The sequence below is a fragment of the Staphylococcus sp. 2S1 genome, from assembly GCF_046721335.1.
GTDB lineage: Bacteria > Bacillota > Bacilli > Staphylococcales > Staphylococcaceae > Staphylococcus > Staphylococcus equorum_A.
The window spans coordinates 1,580,149-1,598,962 of record NZ_JBEUUJ010000003.1 but is presented as its reverse complement, the minus strand read 5'-3'; the positions used below and the strand labels follow the sequence as shown (position 1 = coordinate 1,598,962).

12 protein-coding genes and 8 pseudogenes are annotated in these 18,814 nt (G+C 32.9%); 11 read left to right on the top strand and 9 right to left on the bottom strand.

Features of this window, described 5'->3' with window-relative positions; translation table 11 throughout:
- Positions 1-47 precede the first annotated feature (47 nt).
- Positions 48-428: a YbaN family protein gene (locus ABLV90_RS08560; protein WP_460872490.1), complete on the top strand. Its 381-nt coding sequence runs from the start codon at positions 48-50 to the stop codon at positions 426-428.
- Between the two features lie 509 nt (positions 429-937).
- Here ABLV90_RS08560 and ABLV90_RS08555 read toward each other — a convergent pair.
- The 7 genes and pseudogenes from ABLV90_RS08555 to ABLV90_RS08525 all read right to left on the bottom strand — a co-directional run bounded on the left by ABLV90_RS08555 (position 938) and on the right by ABLV90_RS08525 (position 9,220).
- On the bottom strand, positions 938-1,480 hold the full coding sequence (locus tag ABLV90_RS08555) for a GNAT family N-acetyltransferase (RefSeq protein ID WP_427705125.1): 543 nt from the start codon (positions 1,478-1,480) through the stop codon (positions 938-940).
- A gap of 106 nt (positions 1,481-1,586) precedes the next feature.
- Positions 1,587-2,789, bottom strand: a complete 1,203-nt coding sequence (locus ABLV90_RS08550) for an MFS transporter (RefSeq protein ID WP_460872489.1) — start codon at positions 2,787-2,789, stop codon at positions 1,587-1,589.
- Between the two features lie 602 nt (positions 2,790-3,391).
- Positions 3,392-4,638: pseudogene (locus tag ABLV90_RS08545) on the bottom strand (Glu/Leu/Phe/Val family dehydrogenase).
- Between the two features lie 110 nt (positions 4,639-4,748).
- Positions 4,749-5,940, bottom strand: a pseudogene (locus ABLV90_RS08540) (ornithine--oxo-acid transaminase).
- 577 nt (positions 5,941-6,517) lie between these two features.
- On the bottom strand, positions 6,518-7,651 hold the full coding sequence (locus tag ABLV90_RS08535; protein WP_069833037.1) for an NADH-dependent flavin oxidoreductase: 1,134 nt from the start codon (positions 7,649-7,651) through the stop codon (positions 6,518-6,520).
- A 168-nt stretch (positions 7,652-7,819) separates the two neighbouring features.
- Positions 7,820-8,221 (bottom strand): S1 domain-containing post-transcriptional regulator Ygs, encoded by a 402-nt coding sequence (gene ygs / locus ABLV90_RS08530; RefSeq protein WP_002508137.1) that lies wholly within the window; start codon positions 8,219-8,221, stop codon positions 7,820-7,822.
- 395 nt (positions 8,222-8,616) lie between these two features.
- A pseudogene (locus ABLV90_RS08525) lies at positions 8,617-9,220 on the bottom strand (peptidylprolyl isomerase).
- A 67-nt stretch (positions 9,221-9,287) separates the two neighbouring features.
- Here ABLV90_RS08525 and kapB point away from each other — a divergent pair.
- The 10 genes and pseudogenes from kapB to ABLV90_RS08475 all read left to right on the top strand — a co-directional run bounded on the left by kapB (position 9,288) and on the right by ABLV90_RS08475 (position 16,910).
- Positions 9,288-9,668 (top strand): sporulation phosphorelay system protein KapB, encoded by a 381-nt coding sequence (kapB, locus tag ABLV90_RS08520; protein ID WP_069833035.1) that lies wholly within the window; start codon positions 9,288-9,290, stop codon positions 9,666-9,668.
- Positions 9,669-9,752: 84 nt separating this feature from the next.
- A pseudogene (locus ABLV90_RS08515) lies at positions 9,753-11,012 on the top strand (proton-conducting transporter membrane subunit); the annotation flags it as partial.
- Between the two features lie 21 nt (positions 11,013-11,033).
- Positions 11,034-12,215: a hydrogen gas-evolving membrane-bound hydrogenase subunit E gene (mbhE, locus tag ABLV90_RS08510; protein ID WP_460872872.1), complete on the top strand. Its 1,182-nt coding sequence runs from the start codon at positions 11,034-11,036 to the stop codon at positions 12,213-12,215.
- On the top strand, positions 12,196-12,624 hold the full coding sequence (locus tag ABLV90_RS08505; protein ID WP_141714378.1) for a Na(+)/H(+) antiporter subunit B: 429 nt from the start codon (positions 12,196-12,198) through the stop codon (positions 12,622-12,624). The genes mbhE and ABLV90_RS08505 overlap by 20 nt, the downstream gene beginning before the upstream one ends.
- On the top strand, positions 12,624-12,971 hold the full coding sequence (gene mnhC1 / locus ABLV90_RS08500) for a Na+/H+ antiporter Mnh1 subunit C (protein ID WP_057512733.1): 348 nt from the start codon (positions 12,624-12,626) through the stop codon (positions 12,969-12,971). Before ABLV90_RS08505 ends, mnhC1 begins: the two co-directional genes overlap by 1 nt.
- Positions 12,958-14,450: pseudogene (locus ABLV90_RS08495) on the top strand (Na+/H+ antiporter subunit D); the annotation flags it as partial. The gene mnhC1 and the pseudogene ABLV90_RS08495, both read left to right, overlap by 14 nt.
- A 6-nt stretch (positions 14,451-14,456) precedes the next feature.
- The gene (locus ABLV90_RS08490) at positions 14,457-14,936 is read left to right on the top strand and encodes a Na+/H+ antiporter subunit E (RefSeq protein ID WP_069817996.1); all 480 of its coding nucleotides are present in this window, start codon (positions 14,457-14,459) and stop codon (positions 14,934-14,936) included.
- Positions 14,936-15,229, top strand: coding sequence for a Na(+)/H(+) antiporter subunit F1 (locus tag ABLV90_RS08485; protein WP_427707066.1), 294 nt, complete (start codon positions 14,936-14,938; stop codon positions 15,227-15,229). Before ABLV90_RS08490 ends, ABLV90_RS08485 begins: the two co-directional genes overlap by 1 nt.
- A pseudogene (locus ABLV90_RS08480) lies at positions 15,207-15,564 on the top strand (Na+/H+ antiporter subunit G1). The gene ABLV90_RS08485 and the pseudogene ABLV90_RS08480 overlap by 23 nt, the downstream one beginning before the upstream one ends.
- Before the next feature lie 182 nt (positions 15,565-15,746).
- The gene (locus ABLV90_RS08475) at positions 15,747-16,910 is read left to right on the top strand and encodes an NAD(P)-binding domain-containing protein (RefSeq protein WP_460872488.1); all 1,164 of its coding nucleotides are present in this window, start codon (positions 15,747-15,749) and stop codon (positions 16,908-16,910) included.
- 35 nt (positions 16,911-16,945) lie between these two features.
- Here ABLV90_RS08475 and ABLV90_RS08470 read toward each other — a convergent pair.
- Together ABLV90_RS08470 and ABLV90_RS08465 are read right to left on the bottom strand one after the other, a co-directional pair.
- Positions 16,946-17,324, bottom strand: a pseudogene (locus ABLV90_RS08470) (hotdog fold thioesterase).
- A pseudogene (locus ABLV90_RS08465) lies at positions 17,317-18,674 on the bottom strand (Na+/H+ antiporter family protein). Before ABLV90_RS08465 ends, ABLV90_RS08470 begins: the two co-directional pseudogenes overlap by 8 nt.
- Positions 18,675-18,814 lie beyond the last annotated feature (140 nt).

Here is an 18,814-nt window from a genome sequence, read left to right as displayed (position 1 = left end):
GATGAATTAGTTTATTATTGATAATAGCTATCAATAGGAGTGTTTTTTTGAAATATTTTTTAATTATTATTGGTGTGTTATTTACAGTCATTGGTTTTGTCGGCGTTTTATTACCATTATTACCAACTACACCATTTTTATTAGTTGCAGTACTTTGTTTTTCTAAAAGCTCTGATAAATTTGAAAAATGGTTAGTACAAACAAAAGTTTATGTGAATTATGTTGAAAGTTTTAAAGAAAACAAAGGCTATACTTTGAAGGATAAGTTCAAACTTTTGTTGAGCCTTTATATAGTTATCGGCTTTTCAATTTTCATGATAGACCACCCTTATATAAGATTGGGTTTGTTAATAATGGTAACGTTGCAGACGATAGTTTTATTTACTTTTGTGAAAACATTACCAGCAAATTTTTATGACAAAGAATAATTTGCTGGTAAAAATATCAGTGTTGAAGAAAATATCATTATATAATAACCATCCCATTACTGGATATATGGTTTAACTATTGAATTTATTAAAATCATTTACTTAAAAAGTTAGTTTTTAAATTAACTTTTTAGTGTGTGCCGACGAAGCCTGTGACTTTGTTGGCATTTTTTTGTGTACGCTTTTCCTGTGTAGGACATCCTCAACCTGTGGTATTCGGCTAGTGCTTTATTAACGAGTAAGGAACCTGTACAATAAACTGCCCTTTCTCAAAAGAAAATAAATTAATATATGTACTGTATCAACAAATAGAGATACCCTGAATTTTCAAAAAGAATTAAGTAATAATTTTCATAGATATAGAGTGTTTCGAGGATATAATATCTATAAAAAAACAAATCAAAAGCTTTTCTAGCAATTGATTTGTCTGTTTTTTAAAACATTAGTTTAAAATCTAAGTTTTTTATTTGTGAGCTTCGGTAACTATAATCTTCTGAAAAATTTAGTTTTTAATTGTTATATTCAGATTTAAGCAAGCTAAATACATAACTATCAACGAATTTTCCATTCAATTTTTCATCTTCTCTTAAAATGCCTTCTTGTTTAAACCCTAATTTCCGAGGAATTTTTTGACTTTTAATATTTTTAGTCGCTGTTTGTATTTCAATTCTGTTCAAATTTATTTCATTGAAACAGTAATCAATTAAAAATTTTGTGCATTTTGTCATTATTCCTAAATTTTCGTAATTTTGATCAATATAATAGCCTATAGATGTTTTTTCATTCAACCAATTTATATAATGTAATCCGATGACACCAATCAATTGTTCGTTGTACCAAATGCCACAGTGAAACCCATCATTTTCTATAAACTGATTTAACCCAGATTTTATAAATTGCTTAGTATCTTCACTCGTTTTCGTGAATTTTACAAAGGGAAGCCATTCATTTAGATAGTCTCTTGAATTATCAACTATATTAAAAAGTGCTTGAGTATCTCTTTCTTCTAAAATTTTAAGGCTTAAATTGTCATTAATCTTTGTTTTAAACATAGAATCCCTCCTTTTAAAATCATATAAGTGTGTTTATGTTTTGATATTTTATTTAGGTGTAAAACAAATAATAAATGTATTTTCCTTTTCATTTATTATAGATTACTCAAATATCCTTTCTATTTATAATCAGAATAATCGAAGATATAAATAGTAGTGTTGCGACTAAGATAAATGTGAATCTCACACCAAATAAGTCGGTCAAATTACCTAAAATCAGAGAGGAAACCCCGAAAATTGCAGTTATTAAAGCGTCTTTTGCTGAGTAAATATTAGGTAAAAGTCTATGAACCACACTCTTCTGTATCAAGGTCTCTTGAGCAACATCCTTAATTTGATTTACCAAACCAAATAATAAGGATAATACTAATGCCATCCACGGAGTCGACGTTAAACCAAACATTAGAGTTGTTAAACTAGCTAAGAAAGCTCCAACTAAAATAACTTTACTGGAAAGTCGATCTACTAAATGTGACCATTTCAAACTTAAAAATCCACCTATCATTAATCCAGAGAAGAAAGTCGCGTTTATATACCCCCACCATTGTTCTCCAGTTTGCAGAGCTTGATCTACATACACGTACATAATTGCGACTACCCATACCACATTTGCAATAGATTCAAAAAATTCTACAATACTAATAGTACGTAAAGTGGGTGTTTGCCAAATAGTTACCCATCCTTTTTTTAATACTTCCCAATTTGATAGTTTTATTGATTGTTCATCGCTCACTATATTTTTATCAATACTAGGAATTAAAAACATCATAAAAGTTGATGTTACAAACAAGAAAAATGTAAACCAAAGAACGTTTACTCCCCCTATAATAGCAACAAGCATTCCTCCAACTGCCCATCCTCCTAAACGAATTGTTTGATCAAGAATAGCAAGAAAACTATTAGCTTTCACCAGAGCATTTTGTTCGACTAATATTGGAATAAAAGCATTTCTCGCTGGATTTGCCCATCCGTCTAAAAAGGAAATGGTAATTACAAAGAAAAAAATTAAAAAAGATGTGTTAAAAGAAGAAAAAACTTCTATATAACCTATAAGTATAATTGTAGCTATTGTTTTACCCAATTGGGAATAAGCTAAAAGTACCTTCAACCTGACTCGTTCAATAATTAAAGGAGCGACGATGCCACTTACAAACCTTGATGCCGTTATAAAAAAAGGTACAAAAGCCATATAAGTTACAGAGCCTGTTAATTCGTATATTATTGCTATTAAACCCACCATATAAAAAACGTCTCCGCTATTTGCGAGAGATTGACCAATCCATAAAAAACGAAACGATGATTTATTCATCAGATATTACTCCTTGAATTAATTTATTATTTAATTTTTGTTTTAAATTAAAGATAATCTTACATCGGCTCGTCATCCTTTTCTTTATATGGTTTATAAGGTGGAGTTTATTATTTAGCGATTAATATTCTTTTTTACAATAGCATAACTAAAAAAGTTAGACAAGTCTGATAATTCAGAAAATAAATACCATAGCGCTATAAATTAAATCAATATTAATAACAACTATAAGCTTAATATATATTCCATGTGTAACATACAAAAAACTTCAAGGTTTTCACTTTTTAAATGTCTACTTTGAAGAGAATATAAAGTACAATAAGTGATTATTCATTAACCGAAAGATGAGTAAAGTTTCTACTAGTACTCACAGCCTTAGAAAATGGGCAATCGAATATCAAGAAATAGATTATTAAATCATATATACTAACCAAAAAATGTCGACAAACTCATAAGACTCTGTCGACATTTCAAAAGGAAGTTTCTCTTAAAAAATAACTTGTAATAAATAGAAAGTACCCACTATTAAAAATTAATAGTGGGTACTTTTTATTGTATCTAAATCAATAACTATTCAAACCATTTATACTCTATTCTACGTTTTATGCCCAACCACGGTAACGTGTTGCCTCTGCAGTACGTTTAATACCAACGATAAACGCAGCTAAACGCATATCAATTTTTCTATTTTGTGATAATTCATAAATTGTATCAAAAGCAGTTATAAGTTTTTCACGTAATTTAGTGTTTACTTCTTCTTCTGTCCAATAATAACCTTGATTATTTTGTACCCATTCGAAGTATGAAACAGTTACGCCACCAGCACTTGCTAATACATCAGGAACAAGTAGAATGCCACGTTCAGTTAAGATACGTGTTGTCTGCTGGTGTAGTTGGACCATTAGCAGCCTCAACCACGATATCAGCTTTAATATCTGTCGCATTATCTTCAGTAATTTGATTTGTAATTGCTGCCGGAATCAGCACATCACAATCAAGTTCGAACAATTCTTTATTTGAAATTGTTTCTTCAAATAAATTAGTTACTGTTCCAAAACTATCTCTTCTGTCTAATAGATAGTCAATATCTAAACCTTCTGGATCATGTAATGCACCATAAGCGTCTGAGATACCAACAATTTTCGCACCCATGTCGTACAAGAATTTCGCTAAGAAACTACCTGCGTTACCGAAACCTTGAATTACCATACGTGCACCTTTTAAATCTAGTCCTCTTCTTTGTGCGACTTGTTCAATAGCAATTACTACACCTAAAGCTGTTGAACGATCACGGCCTTGTGAACCGCCTAAAACAATTGGTTTACCAGTAATGAAACCTGGTGAATTGAATTTGTCTAATGAACTATATTCATCCATCATCCATGCCATAATTTGAGAGTTTGTAAATACGTCTGGTGCTTGGAATATCTTTAGTTGGTCCAACGAATTGAGAAATTGAGCGCACATACCCACGAGATAGACGTTCTACTTCATGAATGCTCATTTGTCTTGGATCACAAATGATTCCACCTTTACCTCCGCCGTACGGTAAATCCACTATGCCACATTTCAATGTCATCCACATTGATAGGGCCTTAACTTCTTCTTCATCAACATCTGGATGGAAACGAACTCCACCTTTTGTTGGTCCAACAGCATCATTATGCTGTGCACGATAACCAGTAAATGTTTTAACAGTACCATCATCCATACGGACAGGAATTCGAACTTCAAGGAATCTTAAAGGTTCCTTTACTAAATCATACATACCATCGTCAAATCCCAGTTTATGCAATGCTTCTTTAATAATTTGTTGCGTAGAAGTAACTAAATTATTATTCTCAGTCATGATTCATTTCGCCTCTTTTTCGTAACTAATGATTTCGCTTTCATGATAATTGTAACATAACATTTTGCTTTTTAAAGAGTTTTCAAAACTTATATTTTTTTACTATAAATTTACTCGAAAACGCTTCTCACTTTGTCTAATGCAAAGTCTAATTCTTCTTTTGAAATAATAAGTGGTGGTGCAAAACGGATCACAGTGTCATGTGTTTCTTTACATAATAAACCTTTTTCTTTTAATGATTCACAATAAGGTCTCGCATCTTCATTTAATTCAATTCCGATAAATAAACCACGACCACGAACCTCTTTAATTGCAGGATGATCTATTTTTTGTAGTTCAGATTTGAAATAATTCCCTAATTCTAATGAGCGACCAGGTAAATCTTCATCGATAATAACATCTAATGCGGCATTTGAAACTGCACAAGCTAATGGATTACCACCAAATGTAGAACCGTGAGATCCAGGTGTAAACACGCCTAATACTTCTTCATCTGCTAATACAACTGAAATTGGTAATACGCCGCCGCCTAATGCTTTACCTAAAATGTATACGTCTGGTTTAACGTCATCCCAGTCTGTTGCAAATAATTTACCTGAGCGACCTAAACCGGCTTGAATTTCATCGGCAATAAACAAGACATTGTGTTCATCACATAATTCTCTGATTGCTTTTAAGTAACCTTCTGGTGGAACATTGATTCCAGCTTCCCCTTGGATTGGTTCAATTAAAATTGCAGCAGTATTTTCATTGATAGCGCCTTTAACAGCTTCAATATCTCCAAAATCAACTTTATTAAATCCTTCTAATAATGGACCATATCCACGTTGATATTCAGGTTCTGATGATAATGATACTGGTGCCATAGTACGACCATGGAAGTTACCATTGAATGCAATTACTTCTGCTTTATCTGGTTCTATATTTTTAACATCGTAAGCCCAACGACGTGCAGCTTTTAATGCAGTTTCAACCGCTTCAGCTCCTGTGTTCATTGGCAATGCTTTTTCTTTACCTGAAAGTTTACAAATTTTTTCATACCATTCGCCTAGATTATCACTATGGAATGCACGAGACACTAAAGTAACTTTATCTGCACTGGTCTTTCAATGCTTGAATAATCTTTGGATGTCTGTGACCTTGGTTTACAGCTGAATACGCAGATAGCATATCCATATATTTGTTACCTTCTGGATCTTTAACCCAAACACCTTCTGCTTCCGATATGACGATTGGAAGTGGCACATAGTTTTGTGCTCCGTAATGATTTGTTACTTCTATGATTTCTTTTGATCTTGACATGATATCTCCCCTTTGAAATATTTTAAGAGTCTTTTTAAACTCTAAAACGATACTTGTTCATAGCATAACGTATTTAGAGTTCAACTGAAACCATTTTCTAAAACTGCTCCCTTGATGCTACTTATAAGCCGATACATCAACATAAATCAAGCTTTAACATATCTATAAACAACTCAATTCCTATGTAAGCCCTTACATATATAATGACATAATTCACTACGTTTATACAAGATAATTTTGTCTGATTTAAAAAATAAAATATCCTTTATTATTTTTACATAAAATTGTATATTCAATCATCAATTCATGCATTATAGCAAAGGATGAATTAATAATTATACACTGTTATTTACTCGTAATTATATATAATTACGAGTGAATAATACCTAGCACAATATCTACTAATCTAACAATTCCATAATAATTATTATTAATCTATAACTTTTTTAGATTTTTTTCGTTTTATTTCATCTAATAACTGCTATTCTTTTGTTTTTATTTGTAAATAAAAAAAGTAGTATAACTATCACAATATTTTAAAATAATTGTGATAATACACTACTTGTTAAACTATACGCTATTTATTATCTGTTCTTGGAAGTGGATAGAATCCTTTATTAAACTGTTCCCATAATTTTGGTGGCAGATGATGCTTATCTTTTCTATTTGGATCAAAGTGAGAAATAATTTGATCTTCTTCGCCATTTTTAATTTTACTAACAAAATTGTGATCTAATAAGATTTCTCTGCCTAAAGCTACAAGTTCTACATTTGTTGATTCAATCGCTTCAATTGCTTGTTCCGCTGTAAAGATTGAACCAATACCAACAAGTGGCATACGACCATTAATCCATTGTAGTAATAATTTGATACGTTCTTGACCTTTATATTGTCCTTCACGTGTTTTCGAATGAATATCCATCAATGAAACGTGTAAATAGTCTAATGGTTTTTCACTTAAATGGTTTACTAACGTTTCTGTAATTTCCATGCTTATTCCTGGTGACTCTGCTTCTTCAGGGGAAAATCTATATCCAACGATAAAATCTTTATTCCCGTGACGTTTAACTGTTTCTGTCACTTCATCAACAACTGCATTCGCGAATTTATAAGGATCTTCGCCCCATTCATCATTACGACGGTTGTAATAAGGTGAGACAAATTGATGGATTAAATAGTGGTTAGCGCCGTGAATTTCTACGCCATCGAAGCCAGCTTCAATCACTCTTCGTGTCGCTTCACCAAACGCTTTAATTGCTTCTTCTATTTCTTCAACAGTAATTTCGCGTGCATGGTGTTCTTCCTGTTCTCCAAAACTTTTTAATGAAATGGGACTAGGTGCAACAACATCTCCATTAGGCGTTAAATTAGGTAATGCTTGGGCACCACCATGATGAATTTGAACAATAGCTTTTGACCCATTTTTCTTCATTGCCTCAGCTAAACGTTTCAACCCTTCTAAGTTTGAATCATGTGCTACAGAAGGTTGTCCAGGAAATGCTTTTCCTAAATCTGTTACATTACTAGCAGCAGAAATAGCTAATCCCACATCTTTTGAACGTTGTTCCATATATACTACTTCCTCATTTGAAATCGAGCCATCATCATTTGAAGATACATGTGTTAGCGGTGCTAAAACGAATCTATTATCTAATACAACTTTATTAGGTAATGTAAGCTTTTCGAATAACGGTTGAAATTTTTTATTCATTACAATTAATCCTCCTAAGTAAAATACCTTATCACTTTTTCCACACTATTTAAGTGCTTGTTTATTCTAACTATCTTAACTATAAAGATAAATGAATATGCTCACGCATGTAATTTTTGATTATCTCCTCTTCACAATAAAAAAATACTGACATTTCTTATCGAAATGTCAGTATCTTGTTAAAGATGTTTTTTCATCTTTAATCGCGTTTTTGGACTGTTTAATCCAAACCGGCAAGCGTTCTTTAATTGTTTGAAACCCATATTTTTCGGTTTCTTTAATTTCATCTAACACTGATTGCTTTTCCTTCTTACGTTCATAATTTTTAAAATAGTCATTATCTTTTAAAGAAAGATTCAGTTTACCTTCATCATCAATTGAAATCACTTTCGCTCTTACAATTTGTCCTTCTGATAAAAACTTTTTCAAATTATGGACGTAATCATCCATAATTTCGGATATGTGGATTAATCCCTCAGCATTGTCCGGGGTTTCTACAAAAGCGCCATACGGTTGAATACCAGTCACACGAACTTTGATATGTTGACCTACTGTATAGTGATTATTCAACGTGATAACCCCTTATTTCGTTTTACTTAACACTATTATAATAGCATAAATTATAACTTGGTACTAACATTTAATAGAAAAATTTCACATTTTATAGATTTCATACAATAATTTAACAAAATAAAAATGTTAATCTTATATACATAGCAAGTTTCAACTCTCATTTCGCACTTGAAATTACTAGACTAGAACAATTTTTATACATAAGTATGGGTCTAGCTATTTTCACTACATTTAATTACATTGTTAATTTTTAAGCTAGTCTCAATAAAAAAAACAGGCTCAACTGCACACTCAACATAAATTCACTAAATTGGGTGTTCGATTGAACCTGTCTTACATATATTATATTTTACGTGCTACTTATAATTGCAATACTACCATTTTATATTCGCTTAATTTTGTTTTTCTTCGATATCAATTGAATCAATTTTAATATCATGTACTGGTTTATCTTGAGGACCTACTTTTGTATTTGCAATATCTTCTAATGTTGCTTTACCATCAATTAATTGACCGAAAACTGTATGTTTTTGATCTAACCAAGGTGTACCACCATTTTCACCATATGCTTTGACAATCGGTTCTGGCCAACCACCATCAGCTAATTGACTAAGCATTGATTCAGGTACTTCTGTCATTTGTACAATGAAGAATTGAGATCCATTTGTATTTGGACCAGAGTTTGCCATTGATAAAGCACCATATAAATTAAATGCTTCAAGTGAGAACTCATCTTCGAATGCACCACCATAAATACTTTCGCCACCCATACCAGTTGCTTGTTGGATCGCCGCCTTGTACCATGAAGTCGTTAATTACACGGTGGAAAGTCACACCATTGTAATAACCATTTTTAGCATGTGTTACAAAGTTTTCTACTGTTTTTGGTGCCACGTCAGGTAACAATTTAAATGTCATATCGCCTTTATTCGTGTGTAATACCATTTTAATTTCGTTACCGTTTATTTCTGAATTTAACTGAGGATAGTTCGTCATTTTTATTCTCCATTTCATGTTAAGATGATATATGTATTCTAACACAAATGAAGGGATGTATTGAACTATGTTATATCGTTTTGCACATAAAACTGGAAGCTACGGTGTCATAATAAAGGAAGAAGATGAAAATCAAGTCTTAGTTCAAGTGGAACAAGTAATCAAACACCCAAAACAAGGTGATTTACATAGCCCAAGAGAAACTGAAAATGTATTTTTTCATGAGCGTAAAGCGTTAAGTCATTTTGAAAAACGCTATACAACTAAATCGCATCTTAAACCATTTACTGATGATGAATTGCCTTATGAGCAATCATTACAACAAGCAATCACTAAATTGGAGATTAAATTAAAAGATCAAGATACATTACATGCAAAGAAATCACTCGACAATTTACAGCAACTTAAGAAGGATTACGCAATTCAATATAAACAAAATTTTGAATAAAAATACTGCGTTTCTTCTTATTTAAATAAACATTTAATTCATGTGTTTCATGGGTTAGCCATGTTTTTCAGAATAGTCTAATTCATGTATAATAACCTTATACTATTTTTAAAGGAGGATAAAATAATGAGTTTGTTACATATAGCGGTTCTTCTACCGTTAATATTTGCACTCATTATTCCATTTGTATATCGGTTTCATAAACGAATACATTTAGGATGGTTTGTGTTACCTATCCCCGTCGTCTTATTTATATATTTCCTCTCATATATTTCAACAACCATGTCAGGAAATACCGTAATGCAGAGAGCAAACTGGATGCCTCATTTTGGTATGAATTTCGATTTATACGCGGATGGTCTAGGATTACTATTCAGTTTGTTAATCACTGGCATTGGTAGTTTAATTGTACTATATTCTATAAGTTATTTAAGTCGACAAGAGCAGTTAGGAAATTTTTATTGTTATCTGTTGCTCTTTATGGGTGCAATGTTAGGTGTTGTTTTATCTGATAATATTATTATGTTATATCTATTTTGGGAGTTAACTTCATTTTCTAGTTTTCTACTCATTTCATTTTGGCGTGACAAACAAGCATCTATTTACGGTGCTCAAAAATCAATGCTTGTCACTGTATTTGGTGGCTTATCACTTTTGGGTGGTCTTATTTTACTATCACTCGCGGGTGGCTCTACAAGTATTCAAGAACTTATTGGGAATGCATCTGAAATCCAAACAAGTCCGTATTTCATTTTATCAATGATATTTGTATTAATTGGAGCGATGACAAAATCTGCTCAAGTTCCATTTTACGTTTGGTTACCAGATGCAATGGAAGCGCCAACGCCGGTCAGTGCCTACTTACACTCAGCTACGATGGTTAAAGCGGGTCTTTACTTAGTAGCACGTATGACACCCATCTTTGCACTCTCACAGGGTTGGATTTGGACAGTAACTGCTGTCGGTTTAATCACTCTGTTTTGGGCGTCATTAAATGCTACAAAACAACAGGATTTAAAAGGTATATTAGCGTTTTCTACCGTTTCACAACTTGGTATGATTATGTCTATGTTAGGTATAGGTGCAGTAAGTTATCATTTTGAAGGTGCTGAAAGTCAACTTTATGTTGCTTGCGTTCACCAGCTGCTGTGTTCCATCTCATTAATCACGCTACATTTAAAGGTGCGTTATTTATGATTGCTTGGTGCCATTGACCATAGTACAGGTACTCGTGATGTAAAAAAATTAGGTGGATTGCTAACAATAATGCCTATTTCTTTTACAATTACCATAATCACCTCACTCAGTATGGCGGGTGTGCCACCGTTTAACGGTTTCCTTTCTAAAGAGAAGTTCTTGGAAAGTATGATTGAGGTCACAAACGTTAACCTATTTAGTTTAAATACGCTTGGCTTATTAATTCCAATCGTAGCAATTATTGGTAGTATATTTACATTTGTATATTCTATAAGATTTATAGGCCAAATCTTCTTAGGTAGCCATAAATCAGATGCTTTACCGAAAAAAGCACATGAAGCTTCTATACTAATGTTGGTTTCACCGGCTATTTTAGCAATATTAGTTATTGTATTTGGGTTCTTCCCTTCTATATTAACGGGATCAATTATTGAGCCTGCTGTTAATTCAATCAGTCAAAGCACTGGAACGCATGCAGAATTCCATATGTTCCATGGTTTTACACCAGCATTTTTCTCTACCATTGGTATATATATTGTTGGTATATTACTGATTTTATCGTTTGGCTATTGGATTCGCTTATTACGCGCACATCCTACAAAACTTACAATCAATTACTGGTATGATAAGTTCGGTAACGATTCGCCAGGTTACTCAAGTAAGTTCACAAATGCTTATGTGACTGGTTTTACGCGTAACAACTTAGTAATTATATTTATTTCTTTAATTTTAATTACTTTAGCTACATTATTAGTAACACCATTTAGTATTAACTTTAAAGACGTGAGTGAAGTACGTCCATTTGAATTAATCATTGTAGTACTTATAATTACATCAGCTTCTATGATTATATTTGCACGTTCAAGACTGTTCAGTATCATTATGGCAAGTGCTGTAGGTTATTCTGTCGCTATCTTCTTCATATTCTTTGGCGCACCAGATTTAGCCCTTACACAATTTGTAGTTGAATCAATTTCTACAGCGTTATTCTTATTGTGTTTCTATCACTTACCAAACTTAAACAGACATAAAGAGACGCGTTCATTCAAACTTGTAAATGTTTTAGTTTCAGTTGGTGCAGGTGTGGTTGTTACTGTGCTTGGACTAATTACTTATGGTAATAGACACTTTGGTTCTATCGCTGAATTCTATAAAGAACATGTATATGATTTAGCACATGGCACTAATATGGTAAACGTCATACTTGTCGATTTCCGTGGTACCGATACTTTATTCGAAGCCTCTGTCCTCGGTATTGCAGGTTTGGGAGTTTATACAATGATTAAACTCCGTACAAATAATAAATCAAATGATGAAGGAGGTAAAAACGTTGAAAAGACAGAAGAATAATATCATCTTTCAATATTCAGCAGTTCTTATCTTCTTCCTCATCGTAATGTTTGGACTTTCATTATTTTTAGCAGGACATTACACGCCAGGTGGTGGCTTCGTAGGTGGCCTATTACTATCTAGTGCCCTAGTCATCATAGCTGTAGCTTTTGATATTAAAACTATGAGGAAAATCTTTCCTTGGGATTTCAAATTATTAATAGGTGTTGGTTTGCTATTTTGTATAGCAACACCTATGGCGAGTTGGTTTTATACTAAAAACTTCTTCACGCACACACCGTTTGAAATACCTTTAGGAATTTTACAACCGATGGAAATGCATACGGCAACGTTCTTTGACTTAGGCGTAATGTTTGCGGTTATCGGTACAGTAATGACTATAATTTTATCGATTGGAGAGAATGAGTAATGGAAATAGTGATGATTTTTGTTTGTGGTATTCTCACAGCAATGAGCGTCTATCTCATTCTTTCTAAGAGTTTGATACGCATCATTATTGGGACTACTTTGCAAACACATACAGCCAATTTATTTTTAATTACAATGGGTGGATTAAAAAAAGGAGAAGTACCGATTTATGAAAAAGGTATATCTTCCTATGTTGATCCAATTCCACAAGCGTTAATTTTAACAGCAATTGTAATTTCATTTTCTGTAACAGCGTTCTTCTTAGTACTAGCCTTTAGAAGTTATAAAGAATTAGGAACTGACAACGTAGAAAGTATGAAAGGAGTGCTAGATGATGATCGAGAGTAATCTCATTATTTCACTACTCGTCATACCAATGTTGACTATTATTGCACTTGTATTCATTGGTAAGCGCCCTATTATTAAACGATACGTTGCACTAAGTGGGACAGCTGTCACATTAATTTTTGCATTTATTAACTTAAACAACGTATTAAAGCATGGGATTATAACTTTAGAACTTGGTTCATGGGAAGCACCATATAGTATCGTATTAGTGCTCGATATATTTAGTATCCTTCTCGTGATTTCAAGTTTAATCGTAACAATGCTGATTATTTTATATTCTTATCAATCAGTGGGCATAGAACGTGAAACGTATTATTACTACTTCGCAGTAATGTTCATGCTAACAGGTGTCATAGGTTCATTTATCACGGGTGATATTTTCAACTTATTCGTATTCTTCGAAGTATTCTTACTGGCATCTTATATTCTATTAGTTATCGGTGGTACAAAAGTACAATTAAGTGAAACGATAAAATATGTACTTATAAATGTTACATCATCCGCATTCTTTGTTATTGCGGTAGCAATGCTCTACTCTGTAGTTGGTACGTTAAATTTAGCCGATATTGGTGAAAAATTAGGACAACTACCTGCTGCAGATACTGGGATTGTAAATATCATATTCATCATGTTTATCTTTGTATTTGCAACGAAAGCCGGCGTTTTTCCAATGTATATTTGGTTACCAGGTGCTTATTACGCCCCACCAATTGCAATCATTGCCTTTTTCGGTGCATTACTAACAAAAGTTGGTGTCTATGCAATTGCTAGAACATCAAGTCTTTTTATTCATGATACATCAAGCTTTCCGTTCTATATTATTCTTTTCTTAGCACTACTAACCATTATCTTTGGTTGTGTAGGTGCAGTCAGTTATTTTGATACTAAGAAAATTATTATCTACAATATAATGATTGCTGTCGGCGTTATTTTAGTCGGTGTAGCTATGATGAACCAAACTGGCATGATGGGCGCAATTTATTACACGTTACATGATATGTTAATTAAAGCGAGCACTATTTTTCTTAATTGGTGTTATGTACAAAATTACTAAAACCCATGATTTACGCAAATATAGTGGTCTCATTAAAGACTATCCAGTTTTAGGTTGGTCATTCTTTATTGCGGCACTTAGCTTAGGCGGCATACCGCCACTCAGTGGTTTTTATGGTAAATTTTATATTGTACAGGCTACCTTCGAAAAAGGTTTCTATTTGAGTGGTATTGTCATACTACTTTCAAGTCTTGTTGTACTTTATTCAGTCATTCGCATATTCTTACAAGGATTCTTTGGCGAATCAAAAGGATATAAAGTAAATCCTAAATTACAATATAAAGGGATACTGGCGATTGCTATGATCTCAGTTGCAATTTCAGTAGTTTTCGGATTATCTGCTGACTTTCTACATCCAATTATAAAAGATGCTTGCAGAGGCATTCTATAATCCTAGTGTTTATATTGATGGCGTATTGGGGGGAAATAATATGGCAGTCCAAATATTAGTAAATTTACTTTTATCTGTTTTTTGGTTGTTTGTAACAGGGAGTTATACTTTTAATAACTTTATACTAGGCTACTTATTTGCCCTATTATTAGTATACCTAATGCGTGGTATTTTACCTGGAAGATTTTACATTATTACAGTTTATAAAATAGTTAAACTCTTCTTCGTTTTCATCATAGAATTAATAAAAGCCAACGTCGATGTGATACGCATTATTGTTAAGCCAAAGATAGACAATGAACCAGCATTTTTCACTTATAATACAGATTTGAAAACAGACTGGGAAATTGCGTTATTATCTAACTTAATTACCTTAACACCTGGTACAGTCGTGTTAGGCATAAGTGATGATCGTACTGAAATTTATATACATTGCATTGATTTTAGTACTAAAGAGGAAGAAGTGGAAGGTATTAAATCTTCCCTTGAAAAAGTCGTTAGAGAGGTAGGCGAAAAATGATGAACTATAATATAATTTTAATTATCGCATTAGTCATCGTAGCGTTGTCTATGCTAGGTATGCTTGTACGTGTAATCATAGGCCCTTCTCTAGCTGACCGTGTTGTTGCACTTGATGCAATTGGTATTCAACTTATGGCCATCGTCGCATTATTTAGTGTGTTCTTAGGTACTAAATATATGATGGTCGTTATTCTAATGATTGGTATTTTAGCTTTCTTAGGTACAGCAGTATTCGCGAAATATATGGATAAAGGTAAGGTGATTGAATATGATAACGACAATCGTCATTAGTATCGCACTTATTTTAATTATCCTTGGTTCACTTATTAGTGCACTTGCGGCGATTGGCCTTTTACGTTTAGACGATGTCTATTCAAGAGCACATCGTCTGTGGTAAAGCGACAACATTAGGAGCGATGTTATTAATTAGTGGCGTATTCTTGTTCTTTATTGGACGTGAGGGTTACGCAAGTATGCAATTACTTATCGGTATATTATTTATCTTAATCACCGGTCCACTATCAAGTCACCTTATTATTAAAGCTGCATATAATTTAGATACACCCGCTTCAAAACGAACAAAACGTAACGATTTAAAAGATGAGTTAAAAGATACAAAAATCTAATATAAATTGCTTTTCCTACATTATGAAACACTCAGCTATCATTAAATAGCTGAGTGTTTTTTATTCTTTATAGACGGAGACTAAGATATTTTGACCAGTATGTTTATTTCTATTTGTCATAAGTTAAATTTAATGATATATTAAATCGTAATCATTTCGTTTTAAAAGGAGTTTGAATGCTTATGACAACTTGGACAATTATCGGCGGTGGTTTACATGCGACTACAATAGCTATCAAATTAAGATCGAAGGGGTTAAAAAGTGACCATTTAAAAATCATAGACCCTCATCATAATCTCTGTGAACAATTCAATAATTATACTAAACGTATAGACATGCCCTATTTACGTTCTCCATGCGTACATCATGTCCATCCTAATCCATTTCATTTGAAACAATATGCTAAGAAAATGCACTATACAAACCCAGCCTATGGGCCATACAAACGACCAAATCGTGACATGTTTATGGATCATACACATGATCTTATTCATTATTTTGAATTAAACCAAAGTCATATACAAAGTTATGTCAATAAAATTGAAAAGGACGACAAGCAATGGTTAATACAATTAAGCAATAGTGAATGGATACATACAGATAATTTAATTATTGCTTTTGGCTGTAATCATGATACATACACGCCTGAACTATTTGCACAACACCCCGATATATCCCATGTGTTCGATGACGATGGATCTTATGATCCAGAAACCTCACATGTCGTTGGTAGTGGTATATCAGTTGCACATTTATGTTTAAGACTATTAAAAGAAAATAATACTAAAATTCACTTGTGGACGAATAAACCCATAGATGTACATGATTTTGATGCAGACCCAGGATGGCTCGGTCCTAAAAATATGACGTCTTTTAATGCGATTCAATCTTCTGAACAAAGATTTGATATTATTAAACGCGAGCGACATAGAGGGTCTATGCCTAAAGAACTCGAATTAAGGCTTAAAAAGTACATCAAACAAAACAGATTGAGTATACATGTCAATGAACTTACAAATATTCAACAGCATCACATTTGCACTGAAAATGATTGCTTACACTATGACCGCATTTTATTAGCTACAGGATTTAAAGAATCAATCATGCAACAGCCTATTATTAAGCAACTCACAGATCACTTCCAAGCACCTATAACATCGTGTGGCTTGCCATTTATCTCATCAACCTTAGAATGGTTACCTAACCTGTTTGTCACAGGCGGTTTAGCTGATTTAATGCTTGGTCCATTTGCGCGTAATATTATGGGTGGACGAGAAGTCGCACTTCGAATTGCAGAAGCTTATGATGAAATTGAAAGTAAAAGTAAAACAAAAAGAGCGATATAAAGTTATTTAACTTTATATCGCTCTTTTTATTTTTATTAACGTTTCAAAGGCTTTATAGCAATTGTTCCGCGCATAACACAAATTAATCTATCTGTATCGTCTTTAATATCTATATTCCATACCTGTGTTGTCTTACCTTCATGTATGATAGATGCCGTTGCGTAAATTGTGCCCTCTGTGGTAGAACCAATATGATTTGCATTCATTTCTAATCCTAGTGGTACATATTGATCCGTATCGATTAAATATGCTCGCACCCATAGAACAAGCTGTCTCTCCTAATGCTAAACTTGCGCCACCATGTAAATAGCCAAATGGTTGTTTAACTTGATCAGTTACTGGCATTGACATAATTAATAAACCCTGTGCTTCTTTTTCTATTTTCATGTTTAACGCTTCTAACATATTAGTCATTGCTTGTCACTCCATTTTCACTTAATAGCTTTATAGTACCATAGCAGACAATTGTACCGAAAATAATTAATGGTATATTGTAAAACATAAAGTTAGGAATACACGTATCTCTAATATGATCATGCTGACCATCAACATCTAAACCTGCAGTTGGGCCTAATGTTGAATCACTTGCTGGCGAACCAGAATCACCTAATGCACTTGCTGTACCAATTAAAGCTATAAGCGCCATCGTGCTTAATCCTAATGATTCACCTAAAGGAACAAATAATGTAGCTATAATAGGTATCGTAGCAAATGAGGAGCCAATGCCTAACGTGACAACTAATCCAATCAAATACATTACGATAATACTTATAAGTTTGTTATCTCCTATCACACCACTAATACCGTTCACTAATTTAGCAATATCTCCTGTTTCATTCATTACACCCGCAAAACCATTTGCAGATAAAATAACGACACCGATAAAGGACATAATTTGTATACCATCTACAAATTTTTTGTCTAATTCAGTCCATTTATATGCTCTAGAAATAAAGAATACTAGGACACCTGCTAATGCACCAAAGATCATTGAATCTGTAAACAATTGTACAAGGAATGTTGCAATGATTGAAACTACTGTAACTATAAGTATATAAGGTTTAATTTCAGTTTGAGTTGTATCTTTTACTTCATCACGCTGAATATATTTTCTTGGTTTTCTATAATAGTATATACCTGCAATCAAGCCGACAATATACCCTAGCGACGGGATGAGCATTGATTTCCATATCATACCCATTTCAATTGGGTGGCCTGCTTTTGAAAAACCACTTTGAATAATTTGATGGAAAATTTGACCAAAACCAAATGGCATAAGTACATAAGGAAAACATAAACCAAAGCCTATAATAATCGCTATTTGTCTTCTATCGATATTAAGTTCATTAAACAAACTAATGAGTGGTGGTATAACAATTGGAATAAATGCAATATGTACAGGAATTAAGTTCTGACTCATTATACTTATCGCTAATAATGCAACAATAATAATAATTTTCACTTTTATTCGTGACATTTTACTATTTTCAGCATGGATAGCATCTATAATTTTATTCACTAAATAATCGGTAATGCCACTATAAGAAATAAGTGCTTCGCAAAACCACCTAACAAAGCATAACTAAGTGCTACTTCAGCACCATCTACTATATTTTTACCAAAGACGGACACAATTTCAGTGATATTCATTCCTGAAATTAAGCCACCTACGAGCGCACCAATAAATAAACTTATCACTACATTTAATCTACATAAACATAGGACAATCATCAGTACGACTGCTATAACTACTGCATTCATCACAAAGCATAACTCCTTTACCACGTTATCGAACTAAAGCATTACGAGATTTATAATATCAATATCTACTTCAATTGTCAATGACATTTACCCAAAGCGTTCTCATATTTTTCAACAAATTAATCATTCATCACCTGTCGTCA

Bases quoted from the DNA above. Each gene is read 5' to 3' on its own strand.
- ABLV90_RS08555 (WP_427705125.1), bottom strand. From the start codon at position 1,480: ATGTTTAAAACAAAGATTAATGACAATTTAAGCCTTAAAATTTTAGAA.
- ABLV90_RS08550 (WP_460872489.1), bottom strand. From the start codon at position 2,789: ATGAATAAATCATCGTTTCGTTTTTTATGGATTGGTCAATCTCTCGCA.
- ABLV90_RS08535 (WP_069833037.1), bottom strand. From the start codon at position 7,651: ATGAATAAAAAATTTCAACCGTTATTCGAAAAGCTTACATTACCTAAT.
- kapB (WP_069833035.1), top strand. From the start codon at position 9,288: ATGTTATATCGTTTTGCACATAAAACTGGAAGCTACGGTGTCATAATA.
- mbhE (WP_460872872.1), top strand. From the start codon at position 11,034: ATGATTGAGGTCACAAACGTTAACCTATTTAGTTTAAATACGCTTGGC.
- mnhC1 (WP_057512733.1), top strand. From the start codon at position 12,624: ATGGAAATAGTGATGATTTTTGTTTGTGGTATTCTCACAGCAATGAGC.
- ABLV90_RS08490 (WP_069817996.1), top strand. From the start codon at position 14,457: ATGGCAGTCCAAATATTAGTAAATTTACTTTTATCTGTTTTTTGGTTG.
- ABLV90_RS08485 (WP_427707066.1), top strand. From the start codon at position 14,936: ATGAACTATAATATAATTTTAATTATCGCATTAGTCATCGTAGCGTTG.
- ABLV90_RS08475 (WP_460872488.1), top strand. From the start codon at position 15,747: ATGACAACTTGGACAATTATCGGCGGTGGTTTACATGCGACTACAATA.